This window comes from Pseudoalteromonas sp. Z1A6 (genome assembly GCF_011378745.1).
Lineage (GTDB): Bacteria > Pseudomonadota > Gammaproteobacteria > Enterobacterales > Alteromonadaceae > Pseudoalteromonas > Pseudoalteromonas arctica.
Genome location: NZ_WTKW01000039.1, coordinates 1 through 18,538, shown reverse-complemented (window position 1 = coordinate 18,538; position 18,538 = coordinate 1). Strand labels below are relative to the sequence as shown.

The window sequence follows — 18,538 nt, the reverse complement described above, 5'->3', positions numbered from 1 at the left end:
TCAGCTTTTTGACAATTAAATGAATTTAGTATGAAAGCTATACAAATGAAGGGCTGTAGGATACTTTTAGTTTAAAAAACACTCATAATTTATGTATCAATTGATGATGTATTAGTAAGGTTTAAACTAAGCTGTATGTTAAACAAACAACACACAGCTTTATTTAAAATTAAAGATTTATTTAGATGCTATTTCCCATACGGCAATAGAGCCTGATATTTCATTTCCAACAATTAAGAGTGGATTTCTTGTTGCACTTTGCTCTGCTGAAACGAATACCATTCCCTCAGGCGCTAAATCGCCTGTAATATTAGCTCCTTTGATTAAGCCTCTATTATAGAAGTACTCTTCAAATTGCACATTGTATGGATTAGTAATGTCGTAAACCATAATGCCGCCCATACGTTCTAATCCAACAAAAGCAAATGTACGATCGTCAATTTTACCAATAGTCAGCGCTTCAGGCTCTGCGCCTTTATCATCTGAACGTGAGTCACCTTTGTTTTCGTCTTCATTATTGTTAAATGATTCACCGTGCACAGATGCTGTTATACGTGCTATATCGTCACCTGAATCAAAAACCACCAGCCCATTGCTATCCCAAATAGTAAAAGAACGTGCGCCATAGCCGTAAAGCGATTCGTATTGTCCGTCGTTATTGGTATCGCCTTTTATTGTTGTTACTTTTAAGCGACCAATATCATCATCGTCATTATTTAAGTAATCAAAATTAGCAGCAAGCGTTAAGTCTTCAACGCGGCTTTCATCTATATAAGCTAAGCAGCCATCGTCTTTATCGTAATCAAGTCCGCCCTTTGCTATACAGTCTGCTTCATCCGTTGTATCAAAAAAGTATTCTCTTGCGTCACCTTCGTTGGCAGTAACTATAAAGTTAGCGCCTTTCCAACTAAAGCTTGAGATAGTATCGGGCTGGTACATACCATAGAGCCCTGGGTATGATTTAAAATTAACGCCGCCATCTTTATCTGAGGCATCAAGTTGTAAGCTTGACCAATCTTTAAAGCCTAAGCCCTTTAGCTCAAAGCTGTTGTCTTGTAGATTAACTATTGCAAGTGCATTGTTTTCTTGAATAGATACATAAGCGTATTTGTTATCTTTAGAAATGCTAACGTACTCGGGCTCTAAATCCATAGCCACAGTTGTATTTATTAGATTACCGTTAATAGTGCGACCATTTGGGTTTGCAAAAACTACCCCTTGCGTTTCTAGATCGGCTTGTTTGTTGTTATAGGCTTTAAAATCAATATTTATTGCTGTATCGGCTATTACATTATTTGTTATATCGATAATACTAATAGAACCTTCAGGATCTACGCTGTAGTCGCCACTTGGTTCACCTTCGTTAGCAACCACTGCCTTTGCGCCATCATGGGTGAACGTCACCATGTCTGGTAAAAATCCGACCGTTACATTTTTAATAAATACAGGTGAGTCGCCGCTTATATCGTAAAAAGCAATTTGACCTGTATCACCCGTGCTTTCAGCAGCCATTGCCACTGCAAGTAGATTGTTATTTTCATCAATAGCAATGCTGTTTGCATCGCCTTGGGTATATTCGTTTAAAGACAACGTAATAATGGACGTTAAATTTGTGGCGTTTATAACCCCTTCGTTATCTTTAACGAGTGCGGCAGTATCAAAGGTGTCGGCGGGTAAAATATTAACAACAGCGTCATCACCTGAACTGTTAATAGCGTAAATCCATTTTTTAGATGCTTGATATGCAACTATTTCAGCTGCACCTTCTGGGCTTTGTGCATTTAATACACCTCTACCCACAAGGTTAATATTTAATGCTGAATTGGCATTTATACCATTTAACCCATTAGTTCCATCTGTGCCTTGTTCTCCCTGTAATCCTTGAGAGCCGTTTTGACCATCGTCACCATCAAGTGAGCAACCAGTGAGAACAGATATAAGTGACAGCGCAATAATTGATTTTTTAAACATGTAATTTTCCTTAGTATTGTATTTACTAAATATCAACACACAGGCATGACAAGATTATGGCAGTTTTAATACAGCCCTTAGCCTAAGTAATTAGCTTATACGCTAGCGGAGTTATTAAAATTAAAGCGGCCGTATAGCCAATCGTTTTTACAGTCGGGGAATAATTTCGTTTAATTGCAACCCCTAGCAAAGGTCTAAGTACATCAATACGTGTAATACCCCATGTAATAACACCGCAAAAAGACCAAGTCCCTGTAATAATGATGAATGGTTCAGCAACAGGCCCTAAACTTAAAGGCTGTAGTAAAAAACAAAACAATCAAAATGCTTTGATGCAATAAATAAAAGGGAAACACCCATACATTGAGCTGTTTTAAATAGTAAGTATTAAAATTTAAAAATCGACGAGCGAGCGCAAGTACAAAAAATATACCTACAACACGTTGAATATTGTAGCTAGCGCTTAAAATAAAATGAGGAAGAGTAAACACCTTCTGATAACTTAATATTATAAGTACAAACAAAACCGTAAAACTCAAAGCCAGTAATACCAAGTTTTTATTTAAGCAGTTCCAAAAGTAAGTGTTTTTAGCAAGTATGTATCCTGCGAGTAACAGTATTAAGCCGTTAGTCTCTCTGATTGAATCGCCAGTTAAGTAATGGCTTGTAAATAGTACGGCAATAGTGAGCAAGGTAATTAAAAGCCCAAATGACATACCCCCCTTAGCAAATGTTTTTAAAGGCGCAATAAAGGGCAAGCGTGCAAAAAGAGTTAAAACAATAATGATCAGCATAAATTGCCACAACGAGCGCAAATACCATAAGTGATTTACATCCACATTCGGCCACACTCCAGACTGATAATTAATAAAAAGCGTATTGTTAGTCTCTATAAAAGCTAAATAAAATTGCCAATAGCTAATATCAATAACACCTTGCTGTGACATTTCTGCAAACAGCTGTAAAGGCACTATTAACCATAACCCCACCAGCAAGGGTAATAGTAAAAAAATAGAGCTGTATAAGGTGAAATGTAACCAAGACTTAAAGCTGCTTACTTTATCAATCATAAAACGCAGTGCTACGCCCGATATAAACCAAATGAGCAACATGCGCCAAGGTGAAAACACCAACATTAAATATTCAACATACTGTGATGTATAATTACTCTTAAAATGAAACCCCCAGTTTTCGCTATACAACATGCCAATGTGATAAAAAATTAGCGACGCAAATGCGATTACCCTAAGCCAATCAAGATAATATTTACGCGAATTAACTAATGAAGGTTGTTGTACTTGAGTGCTCATGCTTTTACTACTTTATGTATGTTATGCGTTATTCATACCTAAAGATCTCGCTAAAACTATCTATAAGTGCTTATATTACAAGCAATAGTGATAAAAGGTGGTATACAGGGATAAGCGTGCCACGTCAGCAATAAGCATACATTTATGAACCTACAGCACTTTCAACGTTTTCAAAGCATTTACGCATCATTATTACTGTGTGCTTACGTATTAATTAATAATACAGTAAACGCTACAACCCAAATAATGGAAGCCCAAAGAGAAGGGGCTTTAACTTTTTTAATGTGGGAGCCATTTGTTTGGGAGTATTCAAGTGCCTTGAGTACTTTGCTTATATTCCCTATTTTAATTTGGTTTTTAAGACACTTATCTTTTAATTGGCAAAATATTACGGCCTCATTAGGTATGTACTTTGGTGTCTCTATTATATTTAGCGTGTTACACGTTGGTATTATGGTAGGGGTTCGTAAATTCATATATTTATTGAATGATGGGTCTTACAACTTTGGACTTAGCTGGTTTGAGCTTATTTATGAATACCAGAAAGACGCTATAAGCTTTGTGTTTTTCATCGTACTTATCAAAGTATATCAATATGTGGTGCAGCAGTTACTAGGTGAAGCCTCTTCAATTGAAGAAAGTGAGCAGCAAACAACATCGACCATAAACCGCCTATTAGTTAAAAAGCTCGGAAAAGAATTCATTATAAAAATAGAGGATGTTGATTGGCTTGAATCGTCGGGTAATTATGTAAACCTACATATAGGCTCACGTATATATCCGTTAAGGGCAACGCTTACAGCATTAAGTAAACAACTTGAAGTGCAGGGGTTTTGTAGAATTCACCGCAGCCATGGCGTAAAACTCGATAAAGTGGAGTCTATTACACCACTACCCAGTGGCGACAGTGAAATAAAATTAACTACAGGTAAAGTACTTAACTTGTCTAGACGCTATAAAGAGCAATTTAAACTTCAGCTAAAATAAAAAAGGCTACCTAAGTAGCCTCTATTGTTATTTTTTAACTGGGCGTTTCCAACCCGTTAAATTACGCTGTTTAGAGCGTGCTATTGCTAATTGATCATCTTCAACGGTACTGGTGATCACAGAGCCTGCACCAATTGTTGCAGTTGCACCTATATTTACTGGAGCAACGAGTGATGAATTAGAACCAATAAAGGCATTATCGCCAATAATAGTTTTTGCTTTGTTAACACCATCGTAGTTACAGGTAATAGTGCCAGCGCCAATATTCACTTTTTCGCCAATTTCAGCATCACCTAAATAACTTAAGTGGTTGGCTTTAGAGCCTTTACCTAGTCGGGTTTTTTTCATCTCAACAAAGTTACCAATGTGTGAGTCTTCTTCCATTACAGCGCCTGGGCGAAGGCGAGCATAAGGACCAAGCGTACACTTATCTGCAACTGTCGCATCTTCAATCAGCGTATTAGCTTTAATAATAACGTTATCGCCAATGCTACAATTTTTAAGGACACAGTTAGGGCCAATTTGTACGTTGTTACCAAGCGTGACTGTGCCTTCAAAAATAACGTTTACGTCGATAAGTACATCTTCACCGGTGGTAACTGTTCCTCGCACATCAATACGCGCAGGATCAGCAAGTGTTGCACCATTTAACATTAACTCTTCTGCTTGCCATGCTTGATAAGCGCGCTCTAAGCCTGCAAGTTGTACGCGGTTATTTGCGCCTTCAACTTCCATTGCATGGTCTGGCTGAGCTGAAGTGATTTCTACGCCTTCACTGTGAGCCATTGCAACGATATCTGTTAAGTAGTACTCGCCTTGTGCATTATTGTTAGATAAGTTACCTAACCATGTTTTTAATAGCTTACCGTTAACAGCCATAATGCCTGTATTTACTTCGTTAATAAGTAACTGTTCTGGGCTTGAATCTTTTTGCTCAACAATACCAACTAACTTACCACCGGCACGAAGCATTCGACCATAGCCATTTGGGTTTACTAAATTTACCGTTAATACAGCTAAACCATTTTTAGGTGTTGCGGCTAATAAACGCTCTAGTGTTGATTGCTTTGTTAGTGGTACATCACCGTATAAAATTAATACCGTGTCTTCATCATTAACATGAGAGTTGGCTTGCGCTACTGCGTGGCCAGTACCAAGTTGTTCAGCTTGAAGTACCCAATTTACATTGTTATCGGCAAGTTGTTGTTGTAATAGTTCGCCGCCGTGTCCGTAAACTAGGTTTGTAGTCGTTGCACCTAATGCCATCGCATTATCAATAACGTGCTGCACCATTGGTTTACCTGCAACTTTGTGCAAAACTTTAGGTAAAGCAGAGCGCATACGAGTACCTTTACCCGCAGCAAGAATAATAGTTGTTAGAGCCATTAAAACAATTTCCTTTTTTCGTTGTTTTAGCTAAATAAGTCTTATGTTTGATCAGAAGATTACGTAAATCACTTCTTGTGCAAATACTCAGTAGGTTAGTTTATTAGTACTGAATCTTGACTGAAAAAACACACTTAATTGGATGACGTTATTGTAGCGAGGATTCCGGCAGGATATAAGTGTAAAAGTGTAGATAATAATCGGACTAAGGTATTTAGTGTAAATACAAAAGTAACAGGCACAAAAAAGCCCACTTAAAGTGGGCTTTTTACAAACCGGGTAGGCTTACTTGTAACGTAATTGCTGAATTACGCGTAACTGAGCAACTGCTTCTGCCAGTCGCGTAGCCGCTTGCTGATAATCAAACTCAACAGCTGACGAATTCGCCATATGTTCTTCAGCTTCACGTTTAGCTTTTTGTACAGAATCTTCATCTAAATCTTCACCACGAACCGCAGTATCTGCAAGAATCGTGATGTGATTTGGTTGAACTTCTAATGTACCGCCAGCAACATATATCACATCTTCGTGACCAAATTGCTTAACTAAACGTACCATACCAGGTTTAAGGGCAGTTAGTAGTGGAGCATGGCCTAGGTTTACACCCAGCTCGCCTTCACTACCAGATACTTGAATCGATTCAACAAGACCAGAGAACAAACTCTGCTCAGCGCTTACTACGTCAAGATGTACAGTCATAGCTGTCATACTACCCTCCTAGTTACATGCCTTTGGCTTTTTCTTGAGCTTCTTCGATAGAGCCAACCATGTAGAACGCTTGCTCTGGCATATCATCAAATTCACCGTTTAAGATGCCTTTAAAGCCAGAAATTGTATCTTTTAGTGATACGTATTTACCAGACGCGCCTGTAAACACCTCTGCCACGAAGAATGGCTGAGATAGGAAACGTTGGATTTTACGTGCACGAGATACAAGTTGCTTATCTTCGTCAGAAAGCTCGTCCATACCTAGGATTGCAATGATGTCTTTAAGTTCTTTATAACGCTGAAGAACTGTTTGAACGCCACGTGCTGTATCGTAGTGCTCTTGACCAATTACTTGTGGGTCAAGTTGACGTGAAGATGAATCAAGTGGGTCTACCGCTGGGTAGATACCAAGTGACGCGATATCACGTGAAAGTACTACTGTTGCGTCTAAGTGAGCAAAGGTAGTTGCTGGAGATGGATCCGTTAAATCATCCGCAGGTACGTATACCGCTTGGATTGATGTAATTGAACCCGTCTTAGTAGAAGCGATACGCTCTTGAAGCACACCCATTTCTTCAGCAAGTGTAGGCTGGTAACCTACCGCTGATGGCATACGACCAAGTAGTGCAGATACTTCTGTACCAGCAAGAGTATAACGGTAGATGTTATCTACGAAGAAAAGTACATCGCGACCTTCATCACGGAACTTTTCAGCCATAGTAAGACCAGTTAACGCTACGCGTAAACGGTTACCAGGAGGCTCGTTCATCTGACCGTATACAAGCGATACTTTATCAAGTACGTTTGAATCGTTCATCTCATGGTAGAAATCGTTACCCTCACGTGTACGCTCACCAACACCTGCGAATACTGAGTAGCCGCTATGCTCGATTGCGATGTTACGGATAAGTTCCATCATGTTTACAGTTTTACCAACACCGGCACCACCGAATAAACCAACTTTACCACCTTTAGCAAACGGACATACAAGGTCGATAACCTTGATACCAGTTTCTAAAAGTTCAACTGAACTTGATTGCTCTTCGTATGAAGGTGCTGCACGGTGAATAGACATACGGTCTTCTTCGCCGATTGGACCCGCTTCATCGATTGGCTCACCAAGTACGTTCATGATACGACCAAGTGTTGCTTTACCAACTGGAACTTGAATCGATTCACCTGTATTCATAACTAAAGCACTACGACGTAAACCATCAGTAGTACCCATAGCGATAGTACGCACTACACCGCCACCTAGCTGTTGTTGAACTTCTAGAGTCAAACCAGCTAAATCGCCATCTGTTACTCTTAGTGCGTGGTATACCGCTGGCACGCTATCTTGTGGAAATTCAATATCCACAACGGCGCCGATAATTTGGACGACCTTACCTAAACTCATGTCTATTCCTCTCGTTAATCTTTACCCGAAGCATTAAACTGCTGCTGAGCCAGAACAAATCTCACTAATTTCTTGTGTGATTGCTGCTTGGCGAGCCTTGTTATAAACAAGCTGTAGCTCGTCCATAAGGTCACCTGCGTTATCAGTTGCAGCTTTCATTGCAACCATACGAGCAGCCTGTTCAGAGGCAGCATTTTCTACCACACCTTGGTATGCTTGAGACTCAATAAAGCGTACTAACAAAGACTCTAAAATAGCCTCTGGATTTGGCTCGTATAAGTAATCCCATGTGTGAGCAGATACTTCTTCTTCAGCTTTTGGCAAAGGGAGTAACTGATCTATAATTGGCTCTTGCCTCATGGTATTAACGAATTTGTTATATACCAAGAATAAACGGTCTATTTTGCCTTCAGAAAATGCATCAAGCATAACTTTTACAGGACCAATAACGTCTTGTACTGAAGGTTTATCTCCTAGGCCCGCTTTTTTAGCGAGTAGTTGACCACCAAAACGTTGAAAGAAGCCAGCTGCTTTACTACCTAAAGTAGCAAATTCAGCATCAACACCTTTTTCTTTCCACGCTTTAACATCAAGTGCAACTTTCTTAAACTCGTTTGAGTTTAGACCGCCACACAGACCACGGTCTGTAGAGATAACAATATAACCAACTCGTTTCACTTCACGATCTTTTAAGAACGGGTGAGTAAAATCAAGATTTGCTTGAGCAACACGACCAATTACTTCACGTAATTTGTCAGCGTATGGACGGCTTGAAGCAACGCGTTCTTGCGCCCTTTTCATTTTAGACGCAGCAACCATTTCCATTGCGCTAGTGATCTTTTGAGTATTTTTAATACTCCCGATCTTGCTTTTAATCTCTTTTCCGCTGGCCATGACTCTCTCTCCGAATCAAGGTGTGCTTTAGTTTCCTAAAGCGCACCATTAATAACTAAATTACCAAGTTTGCGTAGACTTGAACTTCGTTAGAAGTTCTTTAAGCTGCGCTTCGATCTCGGCATTCAAGTTACCAGTTTCATTGATTTGAGCCACAAGCTCTGCGTATGTGCTATTTGCATACGAAAGTAAAGCTGCTTCAAAGTCACCGATTTTCGCGATTTCGATGTCTTGAAGGAAGCCTTTTTCAGCAGCAAATAACGACAAAGACATATCAGCAACAGACATTGGCGCGTACTGTTTCTGCTTCATTAGCTCTGTTACACGCTCACCATGCTCAAGTTGAGCACGAGTTGCATCATCAAGGTCAGACGCGAACTGCGAAAACGCAGCTAATTCACGGTACTGAGCTAGGGCTAGACGAATACCGCCACCTAGTTTCTTAACGATTTTAGTTTGTGCAGCACCACCAACACGCGATACCGAGATACCAGCATTTACTGCCGGACGGATACCTGAGTTGAATAAGTCAGTTTCTAAGAAGATCTGACCATCGGTGATAGAGATAACGTTAGTCGGTACGAACGCAGAAACGTCGCCGCCTTGAGTTTCAATGATTGGCAATGCCGTCAATGAACCAGTTTTACCTTTCACTTCACCATTAGTGAACTTTTCAACGTAATCTGCGTTTACACGCGATGCACGTTCTAAAAGACGAGAGTGAAGGTAGAATACGTCACCTGGGTATGCTTCACGGCCTGGTGGACGCTTAAGTAGTAATGAAATTTGACGGTAAGCAACTGCTTGCTTAGACAAATCATCATATACGATTAATGCGTTTTCACCACGGTCACGGAAGTATTCACCCATAGTACAGCCCGCGAACGGTGCTAAGTACTGAAGTGCCGCAGATTCAGAAGCAGATGCAACAACTACGATAGTATTTGCTAGTGCACCATGCTCTTCTAATTTACGAACTACGTTTGCAATAGTAGATGCTTTTTGACCAATCGCAACGTACACACACTTAACGCCTGTGTCTTTTTGATTGATGATTGCATCGATTGCTAGTGCAGTTTTACCTGTTTGGCGATCCCCAATGATAAGTTCACGTTGACCACGACCAACTGGAATCATCGCATCAATAGATTTATAACCAGTTTGAACTGGCTCATCTACAGATTTACGCTCGATTACACCTGGTGCAATTTTTTCTACAGGTTCAAACCCGTCGTTATCTAGAGCGCCTTTACCATCGATTGGAGCACCTAGTGTGTTTACAACACGACCAAGTAAACCAGGACCAACAGGAACTTCTAAAATACGACCAGTTGTATATACTTTTACGCCTTCAGTAAGGTCAGCGTACGGACCCATTACTACTGCACCAATTGAGTCGCGCTCAAGGTTTAGTGCGATAGCATAACGGCTGCCAGGAAGCTCAATCATTTCACCTTGCATACAGTCAGCAAGACCGTGGATGCGGATGATACCGTCAGTAACAGATACAATAGTACCTTCGTTACGAGCTTCACTTACAACTTCGAACTTCTCAATACGTTGTTTGATCAGATCTGAAATTTCAGTGGAATTAAGTTGCATGCTCTTTTTCCCAATTACGATTGTAGTGTTGTAGCTAAGCGGTTTAATTTACCGCGAATAGTACCGTCGATTACAGTGTCGCCAGACCTAATAATAAGTCCACCAACCACTGACGCGTCTTCACTACAATTCAGCTTAACTTTGCGTGCGAAACGTTTTTCAAGTGCCGCTACCAATGACTCTTGTTGCGCAGCAACAAGAGGAGTTGCAGAAATCACATCTACTTCGATTTCTTTATCGTATTCTGCTTTAAATTCAGCAAATAACTGTGCAACTTCAGGTAGAGCTGTCAAACGTCCATTTTCAGCCATCACCTTAACTAGGTTCTGACCTTGTTCGTTGAGCTGCTCAGCACAAAGTTGAATAAATAATTCAGCTTGTGCAGTAGCTGTAGGCATACTCGCTAAAACAGACGAGGCTTGCTCATTGCTGGCTACATGGCCTGCAAAGAACAACATATCATTCCAGCTTTCTAGAGTGCCTTTCTCAACGGCAAGTTCAAAAGCCGCTTTAGCGTATGGGCGAGCGATAGTAGTCAAATTAGACATGCTCATACCCTCCTAATTACAGCTCAGCGACAAGTTTTTCAACGATGTCACTATGTGCGGCTTGATTAATTTCACGCTCTAAAATACGTTCTGCGCCAATCACTGCCAGAGTTGCTACTTGCTTACGTAGTTCTTCTGTTATGCGATTACGTTCAGACTCAACTTCAGAGTGCCCTTGAGCAATGATACTTTCACGCTCTTGCTGACCACGAAGTGTTTCTTCGTCAACAATTAGCACTGCACGCTTTTTAGCTTGATCAATGATATCAGCCGCTTGAGCTTTTGCATCTTTAAGCTGTTCAGCAGCTTTCTTTTGCGCAAGTTCTAAGTCTTTTTCGGCTCTATCAGAGGCAGCTAAACCATCTTCGATTTTTTTCTGGCGAGCTTCAATTGCACCGTTTAGTGGTGGCCATACGTATTTCATACAAAATAATACGAACACCGTAAACGCAATCAATTCACCGATAAGAGTGGCGTTTAAATTCACAACCGCTCCTCCTTAAATAGTAAGCTGTTCAAAGAATAAAATTAAAGTACGAACAACAATACCATAGCGATACCAACACCAATCATTGCTACAGCATCGATTAGACCAGCAAGGATAAACATTTTAACTTGTAGCGAAGGTGCAAGCTCAGGTTGACGCGCACATGCTTCAAGGAATTTACCGCCCATGTTACCAAAACCGATTGCTGTGCCGATTGCACCAAAACCGATTAGTAAAGCTACTGCGATGTATTTTAAGCCTGTTAATAATTCTAAAGCTTCCATTTATTTCTCCAAAGTTTCAATTGTAAAGTTAAAAGTAAAAGTAAAATTGTAAATCTAAAAATTAGTGATTATCTGAACTTGCCATGCTTAGGTATACAATCGTAAGCATCATGAATAAGAATGCTTGTAATGTAATAACTAGAATATGGAATACAGCCCAAACAAAGTGCAACGGTAGTTGCATAAAACCGATAGCGCCGATCAAGATGAAAATCAACTCACCAGCATATAAGTTACCAAACAAACGTAGTGCTAATGAAAACGGTTTAGAAACGAGTGCAATCAGTTCAAGTAATAAGTTAAATGGTATCAAAATAATTTGAACAAACATGTTATTTGAGCTGAACGGATGAAGCGTTAACTCTTTAATAAACCCGCCAATACCTTTTATTTTGATTGAAAAGCCAACCATTAGTATAAATACACCCAGCGCTAGCGCTGAAGTCATATTAATGTCAGTCGTTGGTACAATTTTCATGTACACATCGTGTGAATCCATACCAAATGCAGTCTCACCAACGAAACCTGCAAGTGCTGGAATGAAATCAACTGGTATTAAATCCATTAAGTTCATTAAGAACACCCAAACGAAAATCGTTAAGGCTAATGGTGCAATAAGCTTGCTTCTACCATGGAAAGTATCGCGTACGTTGTCACCAACGAATTCTACGATTATTTCAATAAAACACTGAAACTTACCAGGTACACCTAGTGTTGATTTTTTAGCGGCACTACGGAAGATCCATAAAAATAATAGACCTAATCCGATAGACCATGCGAGGGTATCTATATGCCATGTCCAGAAACCACTATCCGTACATGCTTTGTTGAAGGCGAGACCTGTATCGGTCGAACACATCTTAGCATTGGTCAAATGGTGCTGGATATGGCCAGATAGAGTAACTTCTTCTGCTGCCATGTTATATCCCAAAAGTTAATGTTTAAAAAAAACGGGGGCGAACAATCCAGTAAATAGCGCCAGTATATAAGTACTAAAAAAAGGTAATAAAATTACCGGAAAATGCTTCAGTACTAGCGCAAACAATACAATTGTTAGCATAAACTTTAATCCGTTGCCGCGTTTCAACGAGGCATACGCTTGATTTGCTCGGCTTGCACCCATATATCTGAATGCATAAAGCGCAAATACAAAGTGCGGAAGTACTGCTACAGCTCCACCAACAAGTGATGAAAGCCCTGCATTGACTCCCGAACTAAAAAAAATAATTACAGCAGCAACTAATGCTACAACACCCTGAAGGCAAATTAACTTTAATACGGCAAGTCGATATGGACTTGCTAACTTGTCAGTCACGTTTAGTTAACCTTTATTGCGTTCTAATTGTTAGGGTGTGAAAACTGGCGAAATTATACTTAATCCTGCCAGTTTTGCAACTTGAGTAGACGCTTTGTAACACGAAATAGCTACAAATGTCCCTTTTCAGACATGTAATAAATTAATGGTGGGTATTGTCGTGATTGATATGATTTAAAATGCCGTCAAGTTCATCTAAATTAGTATAAGAAATAACAAGCTTACCTTTGCCTTTTTTATTGTAGTTAATCTCAACTTTGGCACCTAGGTTTTCAGCGAGTTGTTGCTCTAACTGCTTAACATCAGGATCTTTTTCGGTTACTTCTTTAGCAGGTACAGGCTCTAAGATAGAACGTACGAGCTTTTCAGTTTCTCGAACGGTTAGTGCTTTAGCAACCGCTAAACGAGCAGCATCTGACTGCGCTTCACCTTCAAGGGCTAACAGGCAACGAGCATGCCCCATTTCAATATCGCCATGTTCTAACAGAATTTTTACATCACTATTTAAGTTATTTAAACGCAATAAGTTAGTTACAGTCGTACGTGATTTACCCACCGCATCTGCTACTTGCTGATGTGTTAATTCAAATTCTATTAGCAAACGATTAAGTGCAACTGCTTCTTCCATGGCATTTAAATCTTCACGCTGAATATTTTCTATCAGTGCAATAGCAACAGCTGCTTCATCAGGTACGTCTTTAATAATACAAGGTACTGTTTCAAGCTTAGCTATTTGCGCTGCGCGCCAACGACGCTCACCAGCAATAATTTCGAAGCTATTGTGTGCAATAGGGCGCACAACAATGGGTTGAATAATACCTTGTGAGCGAATAGAACTAGCAAGCTCTTCTAGCGCCTCTTCAGACATGTCTTTACGAGGTTGGTATTTACCCGAGTGTAAAAACTCTATTGGGAGTTTTTGTAATTCACTATTATTAGCCGCAGCATTTTGCACAGCCTCAGAAACGTTTGATGTGTCTTGTTCCTTGCTTGGGCTTGGTGCAGGCTTTGACGAACTTAAAAGTGCATCGAGTCCTCGGCCTAAACCTCGTTTTTTAGCAGACATGTTATTTTTTTACCTCAAAGTTAGGCGACAACGGACGCTGTTTTTTCTTTTCTGCGTAACATTTCACCAGCGAGTGCTAAATATGCTTTAGCACCACTTGATGCCCGGTCATAGTACATAGCAGGAGTACCAAAACTAGGTGCCTCCGCTAAACGAACATTACGCGGGATCACCGTACGGTATACCTTATCGCCAAAATGTTGTTTTAATTGTTCTGATACATCATTTGCCAAACGGTTACGCGGGTCGTACATAGTACGAAGTATACCTTCAATTTGTAAGCTAGGATTCACTAACTTAGCAAGCTGCGTAATCGTATCCATTAATGCGGTTAACCCTTCAAGTGCATAATACTCACACTGCATTGGCACTAAAATAGAATCAGCTGCGGCCATTGCGTTAACAGTTAACATATTTAGAGAGGGCGGACAGTCGATAAAAATAAATTCGTACTGGTCCTGAATTTTTTCAAGTGCGTTGCGTAAACGCACTTCACGGGCAAATAATTCCATAAGTTTAACTTCTGCAGCGGTAACATCACCGTTTGCAGCAATCATATGGTATTCACCAGACGTTTCTTTGATGATAACGTCTTCTATAGGTTTATCTTCAATAAGTAAGTCGTAAATAGTTGGCACGTCGCCATACTTATCTACGCCACTACCCATAGTCGCATTACCTTGCGGATCGAGATCAATTAACAGCACTTTACGTTTCGTTGCAGCCATAGACGCAGCGAGGTTAACAGCGGTTGTAGTTTTACCCACTCCACCTTTTTGATTTGCTAATGCGATGACTTTTGCCACGGTGTCTCTGATCCCTAGTCTTTAGAAAGAATAATTAAATGTCGTTGTGCATCTAAATTAGGTACTTCTAATGCAATTTTTTGCTCAAACTTAACGCCTGCAGGTAGTGACTCTAGCTCTTCGCTAGGGAACACGCCTTTAAGTGCTATAAATTTACCCGAATGATCGATTAAGTGCGAACACCAGTCAACCATATCTTGTAATGAAGCAAAAGCACGACTTAGTACGCCGTCTAATTTAACACTTGGTTGATATTCTTCAACTCTTGACTGAACCGGGGTTACATTATCAAGACCAAGCTCATGTTTAACATGCATTAAAAATCGTACACGTTTACCTAAGCTATCTAATAACACAAAATGTGTATTAGGTAATGCAATTGCTAATACGATACCCGGTAATCCAGGACCCGTTCCAACATCAATATAATGATGACCGGGTAAGTGAGGCGCAACAACTAAGCTATCCATAATATGCTTAATCATCATTTCTTCAGGTAAGCGTACTGAGGTTAAGTTATAAGCCTTATTCCACTTATTCAATAACTCGACGTAACGAACTAGCTGTTGCTGTTGTTTTTCTGTTAGCGCAATATCAGTTTGCGCTAACAATGTAGTTAATTGTTGCTGTAACACTATGTACCCTTACCGTTACGCGGATTTGCGTAATAAGCCTTGCTTCTTCAGATACACTAATAATAGCGAAATCGCCGCTGGGGTGATACCAGAAATACGCGATGCTTGACCAATAGTGTCAGGACGCGACTCAATAAGCTTGGCAACTACCTCATTTGACAAACCAGATACGGTTTTATAATCAAACTCTTTTGGTAAAATTGTTTGCTCATGACGAAGCTGTTTGTTGATCTCATCTTGTTGACGCGCAATATAACCTGCGTACTTAGTATGGATCTCAACTTGTTCAAGTGCCGCTTTGTTTGTAAATTCAGATCCTAATCCTTCTATAGCCATAAGATCGTTATAACGAATCTCTGGGCGACGAAGTAATTCTTCTAAACTTGCTTCACGTGTAAGCGGTGTTTTCAGTAATGCATTTACTTGTTCTACAACGGCGTGATCTTTATGAATCCACGTATCTTTAATGCGTTGCTTCTCTTTTTCGATTACTTCCATTTTTTCGTTAAATGCCTGCCAGCGTTCGTCATTAACTAAACCTAGCTCACGGCCTTTTTCAGTTAAACGAATATCAGCATTATCTTCACGAAGTAATAAACGGTATTCGGCACGACTGGTAAACATGCGGTATGGTTCTTTTGTACCCAGTGTTGCTAAGTCGTCGATTAATACACCAACGTAAGCTTCATCACGACGTGGTGTCCAAGAATCTTTGCCTTGTACTTTTAGTGCAGCATTCATACCTGCAATTAAGCCTTGTGCACCCGCTTCTTCATAGCCGGTAGTACCGTTAATTTGACCCGCAAAAAATAAACCTTCAATAAATTTAGTTTCTAAAGATTGTTTTAAATCACGTGGATCAAAGTAATCATATTCAATTGCGTAACCAGGTCGACAAATATGTGCATTTTCAAAACCTGTAATCGATTGCACAATTTCAAGTTGTACATCAAACGGTAAACTAGTCGAAATACCATTTGGGTATAATTCGTATGATGTTAAACCTTCAGGCTCAACAAATATTTGATGTTTATCTTTATCTGCAAAACGAACAATTTTATCTTCAATTGAAGGGCAGTATCGTGGACCAATACCTTCAATAACACCTGAGTACATAGGTGAGCGATGTAAGTTTTTACGAATAACATCATGTGTTTTTTCGTTTGTGTAAGTTATGTAACACGGTATCTGTTGTGGGTGATCTGATTGTTTACCCATAAACGAAAACACAGGAGTTGGTGTATCACCTGGCTGTGCTTCCATTTTTGTAAAATCAACAGTACGTGCATCAATACGTGGAGGTGTACCTGTTTTTAAACGATCAACTCTAAATGGATGTTCACGTAAGCGATCAGCTAAAGCGATTGAAGGAGGATCGCCTGCACGACCGCCTTTATAATTTTCTAAACCAATATGAATTAAGCCGCCTAAAAAAGTACCCACGGTTAAAACAACACTTGGTGCACTAAAACGTAAACCCATTTGAGTTACTACGCCAGTAACACGATCGTTTTCAACAATAAGATCATCACATGATTGTTGAAAAATCTTAAGGTTATCTTGGTTTTGTAATGTTGTTTGAATAGCCGCTTTGTATAAAGCGCGATCTGCTTGTGCTCGAGTAGCACGAACAGCAGGTCCTTTTGAAGAATTTAGTGTACGAAATTGGATCCCGCCTTTATCAATGGCCTGTGCCATTGCACCACCAAGCGCGTCGATCTCTTTTACCAAATGACCTTTGCCAATCCCACCAATTGCTGGGTTGCAAGACATTTGACCAAGGGTATCCATATTGTGAGTCAGTAGCAGGGTATTCATCCCCATACGGGCAGCTGCTAATGCGGCTTCAGTGCCAGCATGTCCACCACCTACTACGATAACGTCAAAATTTTCGTGAAAAATCATTAATGGGATCCTACTTAAATCAAACCGGTAAACTTCAAAAGGGAGCGTATTCTACCTAGAAATTGGCAGAAGATAAATGATTAAACAAAGGGCAAGATCTAAGTATGTGATCTCTAATAATATAAAGGATCTTTTAAAGAGATCTTTTATTACTATTACTACTACTGATCGACTTTTCTGTTGATAAGGTTTAGATCTTCATTTAAAACATGAAATTAGATCAGATCTAAAGGTGTTAATATGATCGGATCATCCAGCAAATAAGCTCTGATCAAAAAGGCACTTTATGCACAGGGTTGAATCAGTTGGATCTTATCCAATGGATAAGCATGCTTTAAAACGCAGTTTATTCAATATTTATCCACAAAACCTATTAAATTATTAGTAAATTGTGGGTAACTTTATATATAACTTTTTACTTGATCTATCTATTTTATGCCTGTTTGAGCTATCCAAGAGTCTAACCATGTTAATGCAGTGTCTTCTGGTAGTGCTTCATCGAGAATATTAAGCTCTAAACGTTCTGCTACTTTTATAGCGCCTTTTTGAGTTAATAAGGCATCTATATTACGTCCTGCTAGGTTATAAGTGTCATAACTAGTGTCGCCTAAAGCGATTACTGAATATTTTAATTCAGATAAATCATCTGCTTGAGTTACATCTTCAACAAAACTAATAAGATTTTCAGGGTAATCACCTGCACCATAAGTTGATGTGCAGATTAACCAAATGGTATTTTGCTGATCAATATCGCTAAATTCAGGTTGATCATGTAGTTGCGTAGTAATACCAAGGTTATTAAGCGCGTCGCTTAATTGCTCTGCAACATACTCGGCTGATCCCATTTGGCTGCCGACAATAAGATTTACTGAACTCATGAATATTAGTGATCACATTGGTTTTAATTGCCGCCTATGATAACTGAGTGAGGATAACAGTAAAGTTAAGAGTGCTTTTTTGTATAACTATTTTTGCGGTAATTTTACACTCATTCAAAATTGTGTCTTTAAGTTGTTGATAATATAGTGTTTAACAAATTATCTTTAAATGTAATCTTCTGATCAAGTTGTTGATAACGGTGGGGAAAGCTCTGCTTAAACTGATTTTTTAGGTTGTTTTATATTCGCTAAGTTATTGATATTACTTGTCAGTAAAGAATTAAATTGTAAATATCTTAATTAAAAATACATGTTGATCATAATGTGGATATAAAGCCTGTTGATAACCTTAAATTT

18 protein-coding genes are annotated in these 18,538 nt (G+C 39.5%); 1 reads left to right on the top strand and 17 read right to left on the bottom strand.

Features of this window, described 5'->3' with window-relative positions; translation table 11 throughout:
• Positions 1-177 precede the first annotated feature (177 nt).
• Both GQR46_RS04400 and GQR46_RS04395 read right to left on the bottom strand, forming a co-directional pair.
• Positions 178-1,971, bottom strand: a complete 1,794-nt coding sequence (locus GQR46_RS04400; RefSeq protein WP_165740121.1) for a choice-of-anchor I family protein — start codon at positions 1,969-1,971, stop codon at positions 178-180.
• A gap of 272 nt (positions 1,972-2,243) precedes the next feature.
• Positions 2,244-3,281 carry an acyltransferase family protein gene (locus tag GQR46_RS04395; protein WP_240922883.1) on the bottom strand — a complete coding sequence of 346 codons (1,038 nt, stop codon included), beginning with the start codon at positions 3,279-3,281 and terminating at the stop codon, positions 2,244-2,246.
• A 144-nt stretch (positions 3,282-3,425) separates the two neighbouring features.
• On the opposite strand from GQR46_RS04395, the gene GQR46_RS04390 reads away from it, so the two are divergent.
• The gene (locus GQR46_RS04390) at positions 3,426-4,268 is read left to right on the top strand and encodes a LytTR family DNA-binding domain-containing protein (RefSeq protein ID WP_165740119.1); all 843 of its coding nucleotides are present in this window, start codon (positions 3,426-3,428) and stop codon (positions 4,266-4,268) included.
• 27 nt (positions 4,269-4,295) lie between these two features.
• Here GQR46_RS04390 and glmU read toward each other — a convergent pair whose 3' ends face one another.
• From glmU to mioC, 15 genes are all read right to left on the bottom strand, one after another.
• Positions 4,296-5,654: a bifunctional UDP-N-acetylglucosamine diphosphorylase/glucosamine-1-phosphate N-acetyltransferase GlmU gene (gene glmU, locus GQR46_RS04385; RefSeq protein WP_101163105.1), complete on the bottom strand. Its 1,359-nt coding sequence runs from the start codon at positions 5,652-5,654 to the stop codon at positions 4,296-4,298.
• 285 nt (positions 5,655-5,939) lie between these two features.
• On the bottom strand, positions 5,940-6,362 hold the full coding sequence (locus tag GQR46_RS04380) for a F0F1 ATP synthase subunit epsilon (RefSeq protein WP_165729264.1): 423 nt from the start codon (positions 6,360-6,362) through the stop codon (positions 5,940-5,942).
• 13 nt (positions 6,363-6,375) lie between these two features.
• On the bottom strand, positions 6,376-7,761 hold the full coding sequence (atpD, locus tag GQR46_RS04375; RefSeq protein ID WP_007585971.1) for a F0F1 ATP synthase subunit beta: 1,386 nt from the start codon (positions 7,759-7,761) through the stop codon (positions 6,376-6,378).
• Between the two features lie 33 nt (positions 7,762-7,794).
• Positions 7,795-8,655, bottom strand: coding sequence for a F0F1 ATP synthase subunit gamma (gene atpG, locus GQR46_RS04370; protein WP_007585974.1), 861 nt, complete (start codon positions 8,653-8,655; stop codon positions 7,795-7,797).
• 60 nt (positions 8,656-8,715) lie between these two features.
• Complete coding sequence (gene atpA / locus GQR46_RS04365; protein ID WP_007585976.1) at positions 8,716-10,257, bottom strand: F0F1 ATP synthase subunit alpha; 1,542 nt, start codon at positions 10,255-10,257, stop codon at positions 8,716-8,718.
• A gap of 14 nt (positions 10,258-10,271) precedes the next feature.
• Positions 10,272-10,805, bottom strand: a complete 534-nt coding sequence (gene atpH, locus GQR46_RS04360) for a F0F1 ATP synthase subunit delta (protein ID WP_007585978.1) — start codon at positions 10,803-10,805, stop codon at positions 10,272-10,274.
• A gap of 16 nt (positions 10,806-10,821) precedes the next feature.
• Positions 10,822-11,292, bottom strand: coding sequence for a F0F1 ATP synthase subunit B (gene atpF, locus GQR46_RS04355; RefSeq protein ID WP_004335264.1), 471 nt, complete (start codon positions 11,290-11,292; stop codon positions 10,822-10,824).
• A 41-nt stretch (positions 11,293-11,333) separates the two neighbouring features.
• Positions 11,334-11,576: a F0F1 ATP synthase subunit C gene (gene atpE / locus GQR46_RS04350; RefSeq protein ID WP_007585980.1), complete on the bottom strand. Its 243-nt coding sequence runs from the start codon at positions 11,574-11,576 to the stop codon at positions 11,334-11,336.
• Positions 11,577-11,637: 61 nt separating this feature from the next.
• Positions 11,638-12,495, bottom strand: coding sequence for a F0F1 ATP synthase subunit A (gene atpB / locus GQR46_RS04345; RefSeq protein WP_165740118.1), 858 nt, complete (start codon positions 12,493-12,495; stop codon positions 11,638-11,640).
• Between the two features lie 15 nt (positions 12,496-12,510).
• Positions 12,511-12,891 (bottom strand): ATP synthase subunit I, encoded by a 381-nt coding sequence (locus tag GQR46_RS04340; protein WP_165729265.1) that lies wholly within the window; start codon positions 12,889-12,891, stop codon positions 12,511-12,513.
• A gap of 142 nt (positions 12,892-13,033) precedes the next feature.
• Positions 13,034-13,957: a ParB/RepB/Spo0J family partition protein gene (locus tag GQR46_RS04335; protein ID WP_165740116.1), complete on the bottom strand. Its 924-nt coding sequence runs from the start codon at positions 13,955-13,957 to the stop codon at positions 13,034-13,036.
• A gap of 20 nt (positions 13,958-13,977) precedes the next feature.
• Positions 13,978-14,763 carry a ParA family protein gene (locus tag GQR46_RS04330; protein ID WP_004335235.1) on the bottom strand — a complete coding sequence of 262 codons (786 nt, stop codon included), beginning with the start codon at positions 14,761-14,763 and terminating at the stop codon, positions 13,978-13,980.
• Positions 14,764-14,777: 14 nt separating this feature from the next.
• Positions 14,778-15,398 carry a 16S rRNA (guanine(527)-N(7))-methyltransferase RsmG gene (rsmG, locus tag GQR46_RS04325; RefSeq protein WP_007585988.1) on the bottom strand — a complete coding sequence of 207 codons (621 nt, stop codon included), beginning with the start codon at positions 15,396-15,398 and terminating at the stop codon, positions 14,778-14,780.
• A gap of 15 nt (positions 15,399-15,413) precedes the next feature.
• The gene (mnmG, locus tag GQR46_RS04320; RefSeq protein ID WP_010555145.1) at positions 15,414-17,303 is read right to left on the bottom strand and encodes a tRNA uridine-5-carboxymethylaminomethyl(34) synthesis enzyme MnmG; all 1,890 of its coding nucleotides are present in this window, start codon (positions 17,301-17,303) and stop codon (positions 15,414-15,416) included.
• Positions 17,304-17,731: 428 nt separating this feature from the next.
• Positions 17,732-18,181 (bottom strand): FMN-binding protein MioC, encoded by a 450-nt coding sequence (mioC, locus tag GQR46_RS04315; protein ID WP_024591277.1) that lies wholly within the window; start codon positions 18,179-18,181, stop codon positions 17,732-17,734.
• Positions 18,182-18,538 lie beyond the last annotated feature (357 nt).

What these genes read in the sequence shown, in the direction of transcription:
- GQR46_RS04380 (WP_165729264.1), bottom strand. Translation starts at nt 6,362, where the DNA reads ATGACAGCTATGACTGTACATCTTGACGTAGTAAGCGCTGAGCAGAGT.
- mioC (WP_024591277.1), bottom strand. Translation starts at nt 18,181, where the DNA reads ATGAGTTCAGTAAATCTTATTGTCGGCAGCCAAATGGGATCAGCCGAG.
- GQR46_RS04395 (WP_240922883.1), bottom strand. Translation starts at nt 3,281, where the DNA reads ATGAGCACTCAAGTACAACAACCTTCATTAGTTAATTCGCGTAAATAT.
- atpG (WP_007585974.1), bottom strand. Translation starts at nt 8,655, where the DNA reads ATGGCCAGCGGAAAAGAGATTAAAAGCAAGATCGGGAGTATTAAAAAT.
- atpH (WP_007585978.1), bottom strand. Translation starts at nt 10,805, where the DNA reads ATGTCTAATTTGACTACTATCGCTCGCCCATACGCTAAAGCGGCTTTT.
- glmU (WP_101163105.1), bottom strand. Translation starts at nt 5,654, where the DNA reads ATGGCTCTAACAACTATTATTCTTGCTGCGGGTAAAGGTACTCGTATG.
- atpD (WP_007585971.1), bottom strand. Translation starts at nt 7,761, where the DNA reads ATGAGTTTAGGTAAGGTCGTCCAAATTATCGGCGCCGTTGTGGATATT.
- GQR46_RS04390 (WP_165740119.1), top strand. Translation starts at nt 3,426, where the DNA reads ATGAACCTACAGCACTTTCAACGTTTTCAAAGCATTTACGCATCATTA.
- atpE (WP_007585980.1), bottom strand. Translation starts at nt 11,576, where the DNA reads ATGGAAGCTTTAGAATTATTAACAGGCTTAAAATACATCGCAGTAGCT.
- mnmG (WP_010555145.1), bottom strand. Translation starts at nt 17,303, where the DNA reads ATGATTTTTCACGAAAATTTTGACGTTATCGTAGTAGGTGGTGGACAT.
- atpB (WP_165740118.1), bottom strand. Translation starts at nt 12,495, where the DNA reads ATGGCAGCAGAAGAAGTTACTCTATCTGGCCATATCCAGCACCATTTG.
- atpA (WP_007585976.1), bottom strand. Translation starts at nt 10,257, where the DNA reads ATGCAACTTAATTCCACTGAAATTTCAGATCTGATCAAACAACGTATT.
- GQR46_RS04335 (WP_165740116.1), bottom strand. Translation starts at nt 13,957, where the DNA reads ATGTCTGCTAAAAAACGAGGTTTAGGCCGAGGACTCGATGCACTTTTA.
- GQR46_RS04400 (WP_165740121.1), bottom strand. Translation starts at nt 1,971, where the DNA reads ATGTTTAAAAAATCAATTATTGCGCTGTCACTTATATCTGTTCTCACT.